11 protein-coding genes are annotated in these 16,418 nt (G+C 60.5%); 5 read left to right on the top strand and 6 right to left on the bottom strand.

Annotated features, from left to right (window positions below; genetic code table 11):
* Positions 1–10: 10 nt before the first annotated feature.
* The gene (locus FHS83_RS09025; protein WP_167082657.1) at positions 11–3,103 is read left to right on the top strand and encodes an MdtB/MuxB family multidrug efflux RND transporter permease subunit; all 3,093 of its coding nucleotides are present in this window, start codon (positions 11–13) and stop codon (positions 3,101–3,103) included.
* Positions 3,100–6,435 (top strand): efflux RND transporter permease subunit, encoded by a 3,336-nt coding sequence (locus FHS83_RS19380; RefSeq protein ID WP_167082658.1) that lies wholly within the window; start codon positions 3,100–3,102, stop codon positions 6,433–6,435. Before FHS83_RS09025 ends, FHS83_RS19380 begins: the two co-directional genes overlap by 4 nt.
* Positions 6,436–6,494: 59 nt before the next feature.
* Here FHS83_RS19380 and FHS83_RS09035 read toward each other — a convergent pair whose 3' ends face one another.
* The 3 genes from FHS83_RS09035 to FHS83_RS09045 form a co-directional block, all read right to left on the bottom strand.
* Positions 6,495–7,226, bottom strand: a complete 732-nt coding sequence (locus FHS83_RS09035) for an MlaA family lipoprotein (RefSeq protein ID WP_167082659.1) — start codon at positions 7,224–7,226, stop codon at positions 6,495–6,497.
* A gap of 109 nt (positions 7,227–7,335) precedes the next feature.
* On the bottom strand, positions 7,336–8,124 hold the full coding sequence (locus tag FHS83_RS09040) for a molybdopterin-dependent oxidoreductase (RefSeq protein ID WP_167082660.1): 789 nt from the start codon (positions 8,122–8,124) through the stop codon (positions 7,336–7,338).
* A complete protein-coding gene (locus FHS83_RS09045; protein WP_167082661.1) occupies positions 8,117–8,944 on the bottom strand; it encodes a cytochrome b/b6 domain-containing protein in 828 nt (275 codons plus the stop codon). The genes FHS83_RS09040 and FHS83_RS09045 overlap by 8 nt, the downstream gene beginning before the upstream one ends.
* A gap of 165 nt (positions 8,945–9,109) precedes the next feature.
* Here FHS83_RS09045 and uxaC point away from each other — a divergent pair, with 165 nt between their 5' ends.
* Entirely contained in the window at positions 9,110–10,522 is a 1,413-nt protein-coding gene (gene uxaC, locus FHS83_RS09050) for a glucuronate isomerase (protein ID WP_167082662.1), read from the top strand.
* A gap of 73 nt (positions 10,523–10,595) precedes the next feature.
* On the opposite strand, the gene FHS83_RS09055 is transcribed toward uxaC, so the two are convergent.
* Positions 10,596–11,252 carry a tetratricopeptide repeat protein gene (locus tag FHS83_RS09055; protein WP_167082663.1) on the bottom strand — a complete coding sequence of 219 codons (657 nt, stop codon included), beginning with the start codon at positions 11,250–11,252 and terminating at the stop codon, positions 10,596–10,598.
* A gap of 174 nt (positions 11,253–11,426) precedes the next feature.
* Between FHS83_RS09055 and FHS83_RS09060 the strand changes: the two genes are divergently transcribed.
* Positions 11,427–12,101 (top strand): HAD family hydrolase, encoded by a 675-nt coding sequence (locus tag FHS83_RS09060; RefSeq protein WP_167082664.1) that lies wholly within the window; start codon positions 11,427–11,429, stop codon positions 12,099–12,101.
* Between the two features lie 7 nt (positions 12,102–12,108).
* On the opposite strand, the gene FHS83_RS09065 is transcribed toward FHS83_RS09060, so the two are convergent.
* Positions 12,109–14,022, bottom strand: coding sequence for a potassium transporter Kup (locus FHS83_RS09065; protein ID WP_208414343.1), 1,914 nt, complete (start codon positions 14,020–14,022; stop codon positions 12,109–12,111).
* A gap of 591 nt (positions 14,023–14,613) precedes the next feature.
* Here FHS83_RS09065 and FHS83_RS09070 point away from each other — a divergent pair.
* The gene (locus FHS83_RS09070) at positions 14,614–15,483 is read left to right on the top strand and encodes a transglutaminase-like domain-containing protein (RefSeq protein ID WP_167082666.1); all 870 of its coding nucleotides are present in this window, start codon (positions 14,614–14,616) and stop codon (positions 15,481–15,483) included.
* On the opposite strand, the gene dusB is transcribed toward FHS83_RS09070, so the two are convergent.
* Entirely contained in the window at positions 15,420–16,418 is a 999-nt protein-coding gene (gene dusB / locus FHS83_RS09075) for a tRNA dihydrouridine synthase DusB (RefSeq protein ID WP_167082667.1), read from the bottom strand. The two genes, FHS83_RS09070 and dusB, sit on opposite strands and share 64 nt — an antisense overlap.

The raw sequence follows: 16,418 nt of genomic DNA on the forward strand, positions 1-16,418 counted from the left end.
GATAAAGGCCATGAACCCTTCAGCGCCTTTTATCACCCGCCCGGTGGCGACGTCTCTTTTGATGATCGCCATCTTCCTCCTGGGCGTGCTCGGCTATCAGTTCCTGCCGCTCTCGGCGTTGCCCCAGGTGGATTATCCCACCATCCAGGTGCAGACCTTTCTGCCGGGTGCCAGTCCGGACGTGATGACGACCTCCGTCACCGCGCCATTGGAGCGCCAGTTCGGCCAGATGCCGGGCTTGAAGCAGATGTCGTCCATCTCCTCGGGCGGCGCTTCGATCATCACCTTGCAATTCGATCTGTCGCTGTCGCTCGATATCGCCGAACAAGAAGTGCAGGCCGCGATCAATGCCAGCAGCAACTTGCTGCCCTCCAGCCTTCCGGCCCCGCCGATCTATAATAAGGTCAATCCGGCTGACGCGCCGATCCTGACGCTTGCCGTTCATTCCAAGACCAAAACCCTCACCGATCTCGAGAACCTCGCCGAAACTCGTATCGCGCAGAAGATCTCGCAAATTTCCGGCGTTGGCCTTGTCTCCATCAATGGCGGCCAGCGTCCCGCCGTGCGTGTGCGCGCCAATATCCAGGCGCTCGCCCATTACGGCCTCAATATCGACGATCTTCGCACCACGATTTCGAACGCCAATACCAACGCCCCCAAAGGCAGTTTCGACGGGCCGAGCCGCTCCTACACCATCAACGCCAACGACCAGATCCAAGACCCCAACGATTATAAGAAGATCGTGGTTGCCTATAAGAACGGCGCACCGGTCTACCTCTCGGATGTGGCGAGCGTCGATAACAGCGCCGAGAACACCAAGCTCGCGAGCTGGATGAACACCACGCCTGCGATCATTCTCAACATTCAGCGCCAGCCGGGCGCCAATGTGATCCAGGTCGCTGACAAGGTGAAATCGATCCTGAAGGATATCGAGGCGGGGCTGCCCGGCTCGGTTCAGGTTGATGTCGTCACCGACCGTACCAACACCATCCGCGCCTCGGTTGCCGATGTGCAGTTCGAGTTAGCGCTTGCCGTCGTGCTGGTCGTGCTGGTGATCTTCGTATTTCTGCGCAACGTCTCGGCGACCTTCATTCCCTCGCTCTCGGTGCCGCTTTCCATCGTCGGCACTTTCGCGGCGATGTATCTCTTCGGCTATTCGCTCAATAACTTGTCACTGATGGCGCTCACCATCGCGGCGGGCTTCGTGGTCGACGATGCGATCGTGATGATCGAGAACATCACCCGCTATCTCGAAAAAGGCATGTCGCCGTTCGAGGCGGCAATGAAGGGCGCGGGCGAAATCGGCTTCACCATTGTGTCGCTGACCATTTCGCTGATCGCGGTGCTGATCCCGCTCCTCTTCATGCAAGAGGTGGTGGGGCGCTTGTTCCGCGAATTTGCCGTCACGCTCGCCATCACCATCCTGATCTCGGCGGTGGTATCCCTCACGCTCGTGCCGATGCTTTGCGCCAAGCTTTTGCGCCATAGGAACGAGAACCGCCCGATGAGCCCCCTCGCGCGCAAATCGGAAGAATATTACGAGCGCCTGGTCGCGGCTTATGACCGCGGCCTGATCTGGGTTCTGGATCACCAGCGCTTCACGCTGATGGTTACAGTCGGCACGCTGGTCTTCACCGTCTTTCTTTATGCGGTGATCTCCAAGGGCTTCTTCCCGATGCAGGATACCGGGCTGGTGCAGGGCATGAGCCAGGCCGGGCCCACCGTCTCCTTTGCCGAGATGAGCAAGCGCCAAGAAGCGCTCGCCGCCGAACTGATGAAAGACCCCGACGTCGCCGGGCTTTCCTCTTTCATCGGCGTGGATGGCACCAACACTACCCTCAATACCGGCCGCTTCCTGATCAATCTGAAACCCAAGGAAGATCGCTCCTCCAGCTTCTCCGATATTCTGGCAAGGCTTTCGGACACCTCTAAGCGCGTTACCGGCATCTCGCTTTATCTGCAGCCGGTGCAGGACCTCACCATCGACGCCACGGTCGGTCGGGCGCAATACAGCATCGTGCTGGAAGATGCCTCCACCGCGGTCTTGAACCAGTGGGTGCCGCGCCTCGTCGCCGAGATGCAGAAGCAGCCCGAGCTTGCCAATGTCTCGAGCAATTTCACCGATAAGGGACTTTCGGCTTATATCAATGTGGATCGCGACAGTGCCGCCCGTTTCGGCATTACCGCGGCTACCATCGATAACGCGCTCTATGACGCTTTCGGTCAGCGCATCATCTCGACTATCTTCACCCAGTCGAACCAGTATCGCGTGATCCTGGAATCGGGCGGGCCCGAGCAGAAATCGCTCGCCGCGCTGAACGACATCTATCTGCCGTCCTCCGGTGGCGGGCAGGTGCCGCTTTCCTCTATTGCCAAGGTCGAGGAAAAGCTCGCGCCACTCGAGAACGACCATCTCGGCCAATTCCCGGCGGCCACCATCTCCTTCGACGCGGCGCCCGGCTATGCGCTTGGCACGGCGGTGGAGGCGGTGAAGAAGGCTGAGGCCAATGCGAAGATCCCGGGCTCGATCAATTCGGCCTTCCAGGGCTCGGCGCTCGCCTTCCAGTCGACACTCGGCAATGAGGTGCTCCTGATCCTCGCCGCCATCGTTACGGTCTATATCGTGCTGGGCGTGCTCTATGAGAGTTTCATTCACCCGGTGACGATCCTCTCCACCCTGCCGTCTGCCGGCATCGGCGCACTGCTCGCCCTGATGGTCACCGGTAACGAGCTCAACATCGTTTCCATCATCGGCATCATTCTTCTCATCGGTATTGTGAAGAAGAACGCCATCATGATGATCGACTTTGCGCTCGAGGCTGAACGCCATGAAGGCAAAACCGCGCGCGAGGCGATCTATCAAGCCGCGCTCCTGCGCTTCCGTCCCATCATGATGACCACCATGGCCGCCATGCTGGGTGCTCTGCCCTTGATGATCGGATCGGGCACGGGCTCTGAACTGCGCCACCCGCTCGGGCTTTCCATCGTCGGTGGGTTGTTGGTCAGCCAGCTTCTGACCCTCTTCACGACGCCGGTGGTCTACATTTACTTCGATGAGATGGTGACGCGTTTCCGCCGTCGCAAGGGTGGGGCTGCCGCATGAATCTCAGCCGCCCCTTCATCGAGCGTCCGGTCGCCACCACGCTTCTGACGATGGGTTTGGCGCTGGCGGGATTGGTGGCCTATTTCCTCCTGCCTGTGGCGCCACTCCCCAGCGTCGACATGCCTGTCATATTCGTCCAGGCGAGCATGGCGGGGGCGAGTCCCGAAACCATGTCGACCAGCGTGGCGACACCTCTGGAGCGCCATCTCGGTACCATCGCGGGCGTCAATGAGATGACGTCCTCGTCCTCAACCGGCTCCACCCGCATCGTGCTGCAGTTTGATATGAAGCGCGACATCGATGGGGCGGCGCGCGACGTGCAGGCGGCGATTGTGGCGGCGCGGGCTGATCTTCCCACCGCGCTCAGGTCCAATCCGACCTATCGCAAAATGAACCCGGCGGACCAGCCGGTAATGATCCTGGCCTTGACCTCGGACACGCTGACGCCGGGCCAAATCTATGACGCCGCCTCCACCATCCTTTCGCAGAAGCTCAGCCAGGTTTCCGGCATCGGTCAGGTGCAGGTCTCCGGTTCCTCCTTGCCGGCGGTGCGCGTTGATCTGAACCCGCGCGCGCTCTTCAAATACGGCATCGGTCTTGAGACCGTGCGCGCCGCCTTGAGCGCGGCCAATGCCAATGCCCCCAAAGGTGCCCTCGAAGTTGGCCCCAAGCGCTATCAGGTCTATGTCAACGACCAGGCGCGCACCGCCAATGACTTCAAGACTCTCATCGTTGCTTATCGTAACGGCGCGGCGGTCCGGCTCCAGGATGTCGCCAATGTCAGTGACGGCGTGGAGGACATTCGCAATCTTGGTATGGCCAATGGCAAGCCAGCGGTGCTGGTCATCCTCACCCGCCAGCCTGGCGCCAACATCATCGAGACAGTCGATAATGTGAAGAAGGTCCTGCCGGTGTTGCAGGCCTCGCTGCCGCCAGCGGTGCATGTGGATGTCGCCAACGACCGCACGCTTTCGATCCGTGCCTCGGTCACCGATGTGCAGATCACCATGGGCATCGCAGTGCTCCTGGTGATGGTTGTGGTCTATCTGTTCCTGCGCAACGGGCGCGCAACCATCATCCCCTCCGTGGCGGTGCCGCTCTCCATCCTCGGCACTTTCGGGGTGATGTATATCGCGGGCTTCACCATCGACATCCTGTCCTTGATGGCGCTGACCGTAGCGACGGGGTTCGTGGTCGACGACGCCATCGTGGTCTTGGAAAATGTCACACGCCATATCGAAGGCGGCATGCCGCGCCTGCAGGCGGCGCTGGTCGGCACCGGCGAGGTCGGCTTCACCGTCCTCTCCATGAGCATGTCGCTGATCGCGGTCTTCATCCCGATCCTTCTCTATGGCGGCCCCATCGGCAAGCTGTTCCAGGAATTCGCGGTGGTGCTGGCGGCCTCGGTGCTGATCTCGATGGTGATTTCGCTTACCACCACGGCGATGCTCTGCGGCCATCTCGACCTTAAGCATGGCGAGGGCAAACAAGGCTGGCTGCTCAATGCTTCCGAACGCTTCTTCGAGGCCATGCGCAGCGTCTATACGCGCAGCCTCGGCTGGGCGCTCAACAACCCGCGTGTCTTCGTGTTCTGCTTCTTCGCGACGCTGGGGCTGACCATTTTCCTCTTTGGCAAGATGCCCACCAGTTTGATGCCCGCCGAAGATACCGGCCAAATCCAGGGCAATATCCGCGCTGATCAGTCGATTTCCTTCCAATTGATGCAGGGCAAGTTTCAGTCCTTTGTCCAGATCATCGCGAAGGACCCGGCGGTGCAAAGCGTGGTGGGCTTTACCGGCGGTGGCGGTGGCCCGCGCGGGGGCGGCACCAATTCGGCCTCGGTCTTCATCCAGCTTAAGCCGATCAATGACCGTGGCGGGCTATCGACCGATGATGTGGTCGATCGTCTGCGCAAGAAGCTCACCGGCATCGCGGGGGCGCGCATCAGCCTGATGGGCGCGCGGAATTTCCGCACCGGCGGGCGCTCATCGGATTCTTTCTATCAATATGCCATGCTGGGCGAGAGCATCGAAGATCTCGACAAATGGGTGCCCAAGATTGTCGACGCCTTGTCTGCCTTACCGGAGTTCGAGGACGTCAACTCCGACCGTCAGGATGCCGGGCTCGAGGTGCAACTTTCCATCGACCGTCAGGCAGCAGCGCGGCTGGGCATTTCCACCACTCAGATCACCTCGACCCTCTACGACGCCTTCGGGCAGCGCCAAGTTTCGACCATCTATGAAGACATGAACCAGTATCATGTCGTCATGGGCGTGGCGCCGGAATTTTGGCAGAGCCCGGAAACGTTGAAGGACATCTATGTTTCCAAAGCGGGCGGTGCGGTGTCGGGCAGCCAGGCGACCGCTGCGGTGGCAAGCACGGTGACGGCGCCGGCCGGCTCCACGGCTGCGGGCACGACGGCGGATGCCTCCGCCGATAGCCGCCGCAATCAGCAGCTCAACGCCCTGGTCTCCACCGTGAGCGGCTCCGCCTCCACGGCTTCGGCGCTTTCCACTTCCAAAGAAACCATGGTGCCGCTCTCGGCTTTCACAAGCTATGGGCCGGGGCTGACGCCGCTCTCCATCGGTCACCAAGGCCCCTTCGTGGCGACGACGATTTCCTTCAACCTCGCCAAAGGCAAGACGCTGGGCGATGCGGTCGCGGCCATCAACAAAACCATGGCTGATCTTCATGTGCCGCAAAGCATCCATGGCGAGTTCGGCGGTAATGCGCGGCTGTTCCAGCAGAACACCGGCAATATGGGCATTCTCATCCTCACCGCCATCATCGCGGTCTACATCATCCTGGGTGTGCTCTATGAGAGCCTGATCCATCCCATCACGATCATTTCTACCTTGCCGTCTGCGGGGCTCGGCGCGCTGATCGCACTCTTGGTGGCGCGCAAGTTCAACGATGCCATCGATCTCAACATCATCTCCGAGATCGGTCTTATCCTGCTCATCGGCATCGTGAAGAAGAACGCCATCATGATGGTGGATTTCGCATTGGATGCGGAGCGCCGCCGCGGCCTCACCCCGCGCGAGGCGATCTATGAAGCCTGTCTTTTGCGTTTCCGCCCGATCATGATGACGACCTTCGCTGCCATTCTGGGCGCGCTGCCATTGGCTTTCGGCTTTGGTACCGGCGCAGAGCTGCGCCAGCCGCTCGGTATCGCGATTGTGGGCGGGCTGATGGTCAGCCAGCTTCTGACGCTCTACACGACGCCGGTCATTTATCTCTACATGGATCGCTTCCGGCTTTGGGCCGGGCGGCGCTGGAACCGCTTCTACGCCCGTCTCCTGGGCGATCCCATTCAGGATGCGGCGGAGTAACCCGCCAATAAAAAAGGCCCCGGACATCGGGGCCTTTTCTTTTATGCGGTGTTCGATTTTTAGAAATCCGGCGTGTCGCCGTCCGAAGTATCGGGCATGCCGTTGCGAATTTCTGAATTGCGATACTGGCGATAGAGGCTGCGCGTTGTGGCATAGACGTCGATCGAGGTACGTTCGATCTGATCCAGCGTATCGATATTGCGGGCACGGAAATCCAGGATCGAAACGCCGGAGCGCACCGCATACCAGGTGTCGGAGCCATGGAAGCGGATATAGGTGGTCGGATCCATGAAGGTGTCGGCTACGCGGCCGGCGAGATCACGCGGCGGATTCGGGCCCATGAAGGGCAGCACCAGATAGGGGCCTTCGCCGACGCCATAGACGCCGAGAGTCTGGCCGAAATCCTCATCGTGGTCGGGAATGCCGATCATGCTCGCCGCATCGACAAGACCGCCGATGCCCAGCGTGGTGTTGACCACGAAGCGGAACATGGTCTGACCCGCACGTGAGCCTTCGCCTTGCAGAACGTCATTGGCGAAAACCACGGGCTTATCGAGGTTGGTCAGGAAATTGTGCACGCCGGTACGGGCTGGCTGGGGCACGACGTAATTGTACGCCTTGGCCACCGGCTTGGCGAAATTGTTGTCGATCTTGGTATTGAGCCGGGTGATGGCGCGGTTGGTCGGCTCATAGGGGTCATTCTGGGCAAGCGAAGCTGGGTCGCTCGTCTGCGCGCAACCCGCGACCAAAACGGCCATCGCCACCATACCCAAAAGCTGCTGTCGCATCATAACCCCACTGGGACCTTCTCATCATCTGGCGCCGCACACTAAGTCGACAATGTGCAACGCCGAGATGAATATCGGGTTTCATCTGTTCCCCTTCAAGGGGGATCACCCCTTAGATTCCCGCATACCAGCTATAGCCCTGGTCTTCCCAATAGCCGCCGCGGCCTCCGCCGATACCATCAAGCGCCGATACAAGCTCGATTTTATTGATGTATTTCGCCATTTTATAGCCGAGTTGGCGCTCCGCCCGAAGTCGCACCGGCGCACCATTGGCAATTGGCAATGGCCGTTCATTAAGCTCATAAGCGAGAATTGTTTGCGGGTGCGTGGCCTCGAGAAGGTCGAGACTCTCGTAATAAAGCTGTGGTACCTCCTCGGGACCGGCCATATTGTCTGCGCAGTAAAAGACGACGTAACGGGCCGCCGCTTTTGGCTTTGCCGCAGCCAGAACGCTCGCCAAGGGTGTGCCCTTCCATTGCCCTATGCAGCTCCAGCCCTCAACGCAATCATGACGCGTTATCTGCGTGCGGGCGGGAAAGGCTTTCAGCGCATCCAGGGTCAGTAACAGCGGCCGTTCCACTAAGCCCATAACGGGAATCTTCCAGTTCTTAAAACCGTTTGCGGCGTGGCTGCTATAATTCTCCCCTTCGGGGCGAAGCGTGCCGTTGGCGCGGAAGACCGGCGCGATATCGGCCTTACTGAATTCCGGCGCCAAGGCATGGCCGCCTGCGAAAAGCCGCTGGGCGCGCCGCGTCAGATGTTCCACCTCATGTAAGAGATCAGACACCCACCGCTTTTCGGAAAGCCGCGAGCAGCCTGCAAGGCCGACTCCGAGTAAGCCAAGGCTCGCCCCGGCGCGGGTCAGAAATTTACGACGACCATCATTGCGCTCCTCAGCCATGGTCTTCCTCCGTCACCCGATACCGGCCCGTAATCATGGATCTCAAATTGTTCCAGGCGCCCGACAAAATCACCATGGCGATATGGATGAGGAAAAATCCGAAAAACGAAAAGGCACAGAGAAAGTGAATGGTGCGGGCGCTTTGCCGTCCGCCAAACAACGCCAATAGTCCAGGCACGGCGGCATCCATGGTCGGCGACATGGTGAGCCCGGTCAGTAAGACGAGCGGCCCAAGCCCGAAGATCACGACCGTGTAGGAAATCTTTTGCAGCACGTTGTAACGGGCGGTGTGGGCGAAGCGCAGCCTGAGATGATCCAGAATATCGCGCGGCAGGGCACGCCAATCCTCCCCTTTGGGAAGGAGGTCGCGGGTCAGATGTCGGCGGGCGACGGCCCAAAGCGCGAAAACAAGCCCGTTGAGAATGAAGATCCAGGCAAAGGCGAAATGCCAAAGCCGCCCCATCGCCAGCCATTGCGGGCCGGGCAGGGTGGCCCAGGCGGGAAAGCCGCGCGCCGTGACCATTCCTTCGCTCTCAGAGGCGCCGAACAGCCCCGTGGTGTTGAAGGCGCGGTCCCCGATAGTGGTCACGCCCTTGATCCCATTCGCCCCCTCCTCAGCCGTCATGGAGAGCAGGGGGTGGTCGAAATCGGAGGTTTTGCCCCAGTAAAGCGCCGGGTGGGCATTGAAAATCTGCAGCCCGCTCATGAAAAGGACGATGAGACAACCGGCATTGATCCAGTGGGAAAGGCGCACCACCAGCGTGTGGCGCTCGACCAGCGGCCCCGCCGGGCCGCGGATTTTGGCCCAAAAGCCTTTCATCTGTTGCCCCTCCTAGCCTGCACGAATATTCTGGCATCGTAACAGCGCCCGGCCGGCCTTGCGATGCGTTGCCACCGGTAGACTGTCGTGAATAGACATTCGTTTGGCGGGCTGTTTAGTTACACCACAGTGACCCAGCCAGGGTCCGAGCCCAGGAACTTCCCCATGTCCAAGCCCCTCCATCTCGATCCCGACCGTTTCTTTCAAGCTGATGGCGTTACCGGTAACATTGCGCGCCGGCTCTTCGCCGAGATCGAAAATCTTCCGATCATTTCTCCCCATGGCCATACCGACCCGTCCTGGTTCGCGAACGACACGCCGTTCGAGGATGCGACCAGCCTCTTTCTCTGGCCGGACCACTACGTCCATCGCATGCTCTACAGCCAGGGAATCAAGCTGACCCAACTGGGCATGGCGCCCAAGGGCGGCACCGCCGAGCCCGACCGCCGCAAGGCCTGGAAGATTTTCGCCGAGCATTATTATCTCTTCCGCGGCACCCCCTCGCGCACCTGGCTCGACCACGCTTTCTCGACCGTGTTTGGCATTGACGTGCGCCTGGATGGCGAGACTGCCGATCACTATTACGATGTGATCAAGGAGAAGCTGGCGACGCCCGCGTTCAAGCCGCGCGCCCTCTTCAAGCGCTTCAACATCGAGCTTCTGGCGACCACCGAAGGCGCCACCGATCCCTTGGTGCATCATCAGAAGATCAAGAAGGAATGGGATGGCCGTGTCATCACCACCTTCCGCCCCGATGGCGTGGTCAATCCCGATATCGATGGCTTTGCCAAGAACATGGCCGATCTCGCCGAGATCACTCATGAAGACGTTGCCACCTGGAAAGGCTATCTCGCCGCGTTGAGGAACCGCCGCCAGTATTTCCGCGAAATGGGCGGCGCGACTGCGACCGATCATGGTCATCCCACGCCGATCACCGCCGATTTGCCGGAAGTGGAATGCCAGCGCATGCTCGATCGCGCCCTAAAGGGTGCGTTGACGCCGACCGAGGCTGAGATGTTCCGCGGCCAGATGCTGACCGAGATGGCGCTGATGTCCATCGAAGACGGCATGACCATGCAGATTCACCCCGGCTCTTTCCGCAATCACAATGCGGAACTTTTCGCGGGCTATGGCCCGGATCGCGGCGCCGATATCCCGATGCGCGCCTCTTATGTCGATAATCTGAAGCCCTTGCTCGACAAGGTCGGCAATCGCAGCGATCTCACCATCCTGCTCTTCACCCTGGATGAATCGAACTACGCGCGCGAGCTGGCCCCGCTTGCTGGTCACTATCCCTGCCTGACGCTGGGCCCGGCATGGTGGTTCCATGATTCACCGGAAGGCATGATCCGCTTCCGTCGCAACTGCACGGAAACGGCTGGCTTCTACAACACCGCAGGCTTCAACGACGATACCCGCGCCTTCCTCTCCATCCCGGCTCGCCATAACGTCGCCCGCCGCATGGATTGCGTCTATCTCGCCGAGCTTGTCGCCACCAAGCGCTTGCCGGAAGAGGAGGCGGTCGAAGTCGCCAAGGCGCTTGCTTACGATCTGCCGAAAAAGGCCTATCACCTCTAGGCCCACAGTTAAGCCAACAAAAAAGCCCTCGCCGAAAGGCGGGGGCTTTTTCTTATCAGCTTTCAGGAAACGCTTATTTCTTCGCTTTTTTGGCCGCTTCCGCTTCGGCTGCAGCTTTGGCTTCCACCGCCTTCTGGGCGTCGGCGAGCTTATCCTTCAGGAATTGGCGGTCAGGATCGAGCGACACGGCATCTTTCAGCTTCTCCACCGCACCCGCCGGATCATCCTTCATCAGCAATTGCGCTTGAGCGACATCGAGGTTGATGCGCGCCGACTTATTGTCGGGCTGTACCTTCAAGACTTCCTCGAATTTGGCCACAGCGCCCGCGTAATCACCCGCTTTCAGCGCAGCAATACCATCGGCATTGGTCTTCTGGCCTTTGATGGCCATAAGATTGTCCTTGGCGGCCTGGAAGTTCGGCATCAGCGTCAGGGCTTCTTCCAGGTAGGCCACGGCGGCGGCATCGTTCTTGGCCTCGTGTTTGGCGACGGCGGCGGAGTTCAGCGTGCGCGCCGCGTTTTCCTTGAAGGATTTGTTCTTGGGCGCCAGTTGCAAAGCTTCGCGGTGCTTAAGCACGGCGTCGTCGAATTTGCCCGCTGCTTCCAGATCCAGCGCGGCGATTTCCGCGTCATCGGCGGCCGCTGAGCCGGCATAGGCGCTGTGCCAGCCCGTCACTGGTGCTGCCGCCAGAACTGCGGCAAGGCCAAGAATTTTAATCGAAATCCGCATAGCAATCTCCCCCGTTCCAGATTTTGTGGTTCCGGTTTTCCGAGCCGGAATTTTAGTGCAGTGTGTTTGCCTCGGCCACGCAGGCGACAATTATGTCGCATGGGGCCGGAGCGCCACGAGGCTTTCGCGTTCGGGCGCTATTATTCGGGTCCATTCGACAACAGAGGTGAGCCTATGCACATCCAGACAAGCTTCCTTTTCGATCTTGACGGGACGCTGGTCGACAGCGTGTACCAGCACGTGCTGGCCTGGATGGAGGCGCTGGATGCCGAAGGCGTCGATCTCTCCGTCTGGCGCATTCACCGCAAGATCGGCATGAGCGGGGGCCTGTTCGTCGATCAGTTCCTGCGTGAGACCGGTCTCACTACCACGCCGGAGCTCTTGAACCGCCTGCGCGAGCGCCACGCCGCTGCTTATAACCGCAACGTGCACATGGTGAAGCCGCTGCCGGGCGCCAAAGAACTGCTCGCGGCGCTCAGCGAGGGCGGCATTCCATGGGCCATCGCCACCTCGGGCCGGCTCGAGACCGCCAAGCCCAATCTCGATGCCTTGGGCGTCGATCCTTCCAAGAATGTCGTGATCACGCGCGACATGGTGCAATACGCCAAGCCCGACCCGGACCTGTTCCTGACCGCGGCGGGCAAGCTCAATGTGCCGATCACGAGCTGCATCGTCGTAGGCGATTCGATCTGGGATATGCTGGCGGCCTTGCGTTGCCGCGCCCTCGGTGTTGGGCTTTTGTCCGGCGGCTATGGCCAGGACGAGCTTGAGCGTTCCGGCGCCATGCGCGTCTATGAAGATCCCAAGGATCTGCTCAAGCATCTCGATGAAGTGGGCGGGCGGCGCTAACCGCCCTTTAGAGCTCCACCTGTGCGCCCAGCTCAACCACGCGGTTGGGCGGCAGGTGGTAGTAGCGCGCGGGCGCCAGTGCGGTGGCGGCGAGCCAGCGATAAAGCCACAGCCGCCAGCGCCCCAAGACGGGCTGCTCGGCTTCCACGATGGTGTAGCGGCCGAGAAAATAGCTCGTCATTTCCGGTTCGATGGCAAGGCCGAACTTGCGCGCTTCCAAAAGCGCCTTGGGGATGTCCGGCGTTTCGAAAAAGCCATGCCGGATTTGCACCGCATAAAAGCCCTTGCCGAGCTTTTCCACGTCTAGCCGTTTTTCCGGCGTCACCGTCGGCACTTCACAGACCTGTACGGTTAGAAGCACGACCCGCTCATGCAGCATGCGGTTATGCTTGAGATTGTGCAAAAGCTGGCCCGGCACCGAATCCTGGCGCGGCGCCAGGAACACGCCTGTGCCCTGCACGCGCACTGGAATGCGGTCCACGCTGGTCATGAAGGTCGAAAGGGCGATGGCATGGTCGCGCTGGCGGTCGGCCTGCGCTTTACGTCCGCGCCGCCAGGTATCCATCACCGCGAACACGCAGAAGGCCATGAAGAGGGGCAGCCAGCCGCCATCGAAAATCTTCAGCGCATTGGAGGCGAGGAAGGCGAAATCGATCAGAGCCAAAAGACCGAACACCGGCAGCACGAAAATAGGCTTCCAATGCCAGTGCTTGATGGCGACGATGCCGACCAGCACGGTGGAAAGCCCCATCACGCCTGTCACCGCGATGCCATAGGCCGCCGCCAGCGCGTTGGAGGTGCGGAAGATCAACACCACCAGCACCACGCCGATGCAGAGATAGAGGTTCATGCGCGGCACATAGATCTGGCCGGACTCATGCGCCGAGGTATGGCGGATTTCCATGCGCGGAAACTGGCCGAGCTGCACCGCCTGCTGGGTGATGGAATAAACGCCCGAGATCACCGCTTGGCTGGCGATGATGGTGGCGATGGTGGCCAGGATCACCAGGGGATAATGTGCCCAATGCGGTGCCACCGAATAAAAGGCGATCGGGGCGTTGGCCGGATCGCGTAGGATCGCCGCGCCTTGGCCGAAATAGGTTAGCACCAGCGCCGGAAAGACAAAGCACAGCCAGGCAAAACGGATCGGGCCTTTGCCGAAATGACCCATATCGGCATAGAGCGTCTCACAGCCCGTCACCGCCAGCACGATGGAGCCGAGCGCCACAAAGGCCGTCCACGGTTCCTCAACAAAGAGGTTGAGGCCATAAACGGGGTTCAGCGCGTAGAGGATTTGCGGCGTCTTGGTGATGGAGCCAAGCCCCAGCGCGGCCAGCACTAAAAACCACACCACCATGATCGGGCCGAAGAGGCGGCCCACTTGTTCCGTGCCCCGCGATTGCAACAGGAACAGCCAGATCAGGATGAAGAGCGACAAGGGCAGCACGAAGGGTTCGAAGCTTTTGCTTTCGACCGAAAGTCCTTCCACCGCCGAGAGCACGGAAATCGCAGGCGTCAGAATGCCGTCGCCGACAAACAGCGCGAGGCCGAAGATCGCCGCCATGGCGATGGCCATCTTGGCCTTGCGGCTCATGCGGTGGCAGCGATGGGCGAGCGAGGCAAGAGCCAGAATGCCGCCTTCGCCATCATTATCGGCGCGCATGATCAGGAGGACATACTTAACAGTCACCACCAGGATCAGTGCCCAGACGATCAGCGAGGTCACGCCCATGATCGCATCGGCGAGCGCCACATGGCGTCCGGCCGCCAAAGCGGATTCGCGCAGCGCGTAAAGCGGGCTGGTTCCGATATCGCCATAAACGATGCCCAAGGCACCTATGGTGAGGACCAGATTACGCTTGAATTTATCAGGTTGCGCCGGCGTAGCAGAGGCAGGCAGGACAGCGATATGTTCGCTCAAAGAATGGTGACGAGACGGGCTCGCTCCCGGTTGTTTCACGGCGGCTGACGCCATGCCTCGCGACGCTCGCGAAGGTCGCGGAACATATTCGCGTTTGTAGGCGGCGCAAGCGGCAAAAAGACCGATGCCCCCTCAAAATCCCTCTTTTGCCCGGAAATAAGGCACTCTTTTCTGCGAGGCACCTATGCGGAACTTGCAGGTGTAGACTTCCGAAGCGCAATCCTGCGTCCAGGCATGAATGTCGGCAGAATTTACCACGTGGGTCACCCCATCAGCCCTGCTGATGGTGCCGCCCGCATGTTGATGGCTCAACCATCAAGTTTTGGCCGGCTTGCCTCTGTTTCAGCTTGGCCGGGGTTTTACCGAAGGCACCCGTCTCATTTGCTTCAATCGGCCTTCTGGCTGGGGATCATAGAGGATGCACACAAAGGCGGGGAACGCGCTTACCCATTTCGCGTTGTCTTGCAGCGCCGGGTAGGGGCGTTGGCCTTGTCCCTACACCCGTTCTCTTGCGCTCTGCATGTATCAGGAGGGTGATGTAATGCACGGAAAGCCTGAAAAAGCGCAACGCGTAGCGGCAGTCTCGCGACTATGATCATTCGCGCTGGCTTTTCGATCTCCTTCACGTGTACGGCCCCGACGCCGATGCTGCTTTTGCTTAATGTGCGTCCCGAACGGGAAGCAGATTTGCTCGCGCCGGAGAATTTCCGAGCTTTTCCGGAGGTGCCTCTGCGGCGCTATCAGGACCGTTTCGGGAATACCTGCACGCGCCTTGTCGCGCCGGTGGGGCAGATTACCTTCACCAATGACTTCCTGATAGAGGACAGCGGCTTGCACGAGCTTCTGCCGATTGGCGCCCCAGAGGCGCCGGTGGATAGTTTGCCCGATGACATTCTTATGTACCTCATGGGCAGCCGGTACTGCGATACCCAGCGCTTGATGACCATCGCTTGGGAATTATTCGGTAATGTCGCGCCGGGATGGGCACGGGTGGAGGCGATCCTCAATTACACCCATAACCATCTCACTTTCGGCTACGGCTATGCCCGCAACGACCGCACCGCGTTTGACGCCTATGCCGAGCGTGTCGGCGTCTGCCGGGATTTCGCCCACCTCGCCATCACGCTATGCCGCTGCATGAATATCCCTGCCCGCTATTGCACAGGATACCTCGGCGATATCGGCGTCCCAGCCGATCCCAACCCGATGGACTTCTCGGCGTGGTTCGAGGTCTATCTTGGTGGCGCCTGGCACACGCTTGATGCCCGCCATAACGAGCCGCGGATCGGACGCATCTTGGTGGCGCGCGGTATGGATGCAACCGATACCGCCATCAGCATGGCTTTCGGCTCGGCGAACCTGTCGGAATTCACGGTTGTCACGGAAGAAGCGTCTGATCAGCAGACCGGCTTCCAAAGCGCGGACAATTCGGTCTCGACGTCTCTGGGTGTCGCGAGCTGACACAGCCGGACCTTGGCGGCGCGCCGGGCCTCTGCGTTTGCCGGATAGGGAGCCTGCTCGATGTAGGCGGCGAGATGTTTGCGGAACACACGCAGCCCGAAGCGCTCGCCATAGAAGTCTAGCGTATCGCGAAGATGCGCCAGAGCGATGGTAAGGCGCTCCTGCATTGCCGGTTCCTGCATCGGACGGTTGTCGTTCAGCGCCTGATCGATGGCCGCTGCGATCCAAGGACGTCCACACGCGCCGCGCCCGATCATCACCGCATCCGCGCCCGATAGCGCAAGGGCTTGGCGTGCGGAGACGTCATCAACGATATCGCCATTCACGATCACCGGCAGGCGCGTTGCCGCTTTCACGGCGGCCACCGCCGCCCAATCGCAGCTTCCCTTGTAAAACTGATTGCGGGTGCGCGCATGTACCGTCAGCGCTTTAACACCGGCATTTTCCGCCCGCACCGCGAGCTCGGGCGCGTTGCGGTTTGCATCATCCCAGCCCAGACGCATCTTCAAGGTAACCGGCCGCGTGGTGGCGCTGACAGCCGCCTCAATTAGCCGCTCGGCCTTGTCGAGATCTTGCATCAGAGCTGCGCCGCAGAGAACGCCCGTCACCTCGCGGGAGGGACAGCCCATATTGAGGTCGATAATGTCGGCGCCTGCCTCTTCCGCGAGTTTTGCGCCAAGCCCGATCCAATGCGCCTCACGCCCGACAAGCTGCACGATGTTGAGCGCCTCTCCGGAAGGCTCATCCATGGCGGCGCGCTGCACCACATCGCGGCGGCCTTGCGCGAGCTGATCTGCGGCCACCATTTCGGTCACGACATAGCGCGCGCCCTGCTGCGCCGCCGCCCGCCGGAAGGGAAGGTCCGAAACGCCGCTCATGGGGGCCACCAAAGCCCGCATGCCAATTGCGACACCGCCGATGGAAAAATCCGTCAT

It is taken from the genome of Rhizomicrobium palustre, assembly GCF_011761565.1.
Taxonomy (GTDB): Bacteria; Pseudomonadota; Alphaproteobacteria; order Micropepsales; family Micropepsaceae; genus Rhizomicrobium; species Rhizomicrobium palustre.

Bases quoted from the DNA above. Each gene is read 5' to 3' on its own strand.
- FHS83_RS09025 (WP_167082657.1), top strand. From the start codon at position 11: ATGAACCCTTCAGCGCCTTTTATCACCCGCCCGGTGGCGACGTCTCTT.
- FHS83_RS19380 (WP_167082658.1), top strand. From the start codon at position 3,100: ATGAATCTCAGCCGCCCCTTCATCGAGCGTCCGGTCGCCACCACGCTT.
- FHS83_RS09035 (WP_167082659.1), bottom strand. From the start codon at position 7,226: ATGATGCGACAGCAGCTTTTGGGTATGGTGGCGATGGCCGTTTTGGTC.
- FHS83_RS09040 (WP_167082660.1), bottom strand. From the start codon at position 8,124: ATGGCTGAGGAGCGCAATGATGGTCGTCGTAAATTTCTGACCCGCGCC.
- FHS83_RS09045 (WP_167082661.1), bottom strand. From the start codon at position 8,944: ATGAAAGGCTTTTGGGCCAAAATCCGCGGCCCGGCGGGGCCGCTGGTC.
- uxaC (WP_167082662.1), top strand. From the start codon at position 9,110: ATGTCCAAGCCCCTCCATCTCGATCCCGACCGTTTCTTTCAAGCTGAT.
- FHS83_RS09055 (WP_167082663.1), bottom strand. From the start codon at position 11,252: ATGCGGATTTCGATTAAAATTCTTGGCCTTGCCGCAGTTCTGGCGGCA.
- FHS83_RS09060 (WP_167082664.1), top strand. From the start codon at position 11,427: ATGCACATCCAGACAAGCTTCCTTTTCGATCTTGACGGGACGCTGGTC.
- FHS83_RS09070 (WP_167082666.1), top strand. From the start codon at position 14,614: ATGATCATTCGCGCTGGCTTTTCGATCTCCTTCACGTGTACGGCCCCG.
- dusB (WP_167082667.1), bottom strand. From the start codon at position 16,418: ATGACGGATTTTTCCATCGGCGGTGTCGCAATTGGCATGCGGGCTTTG.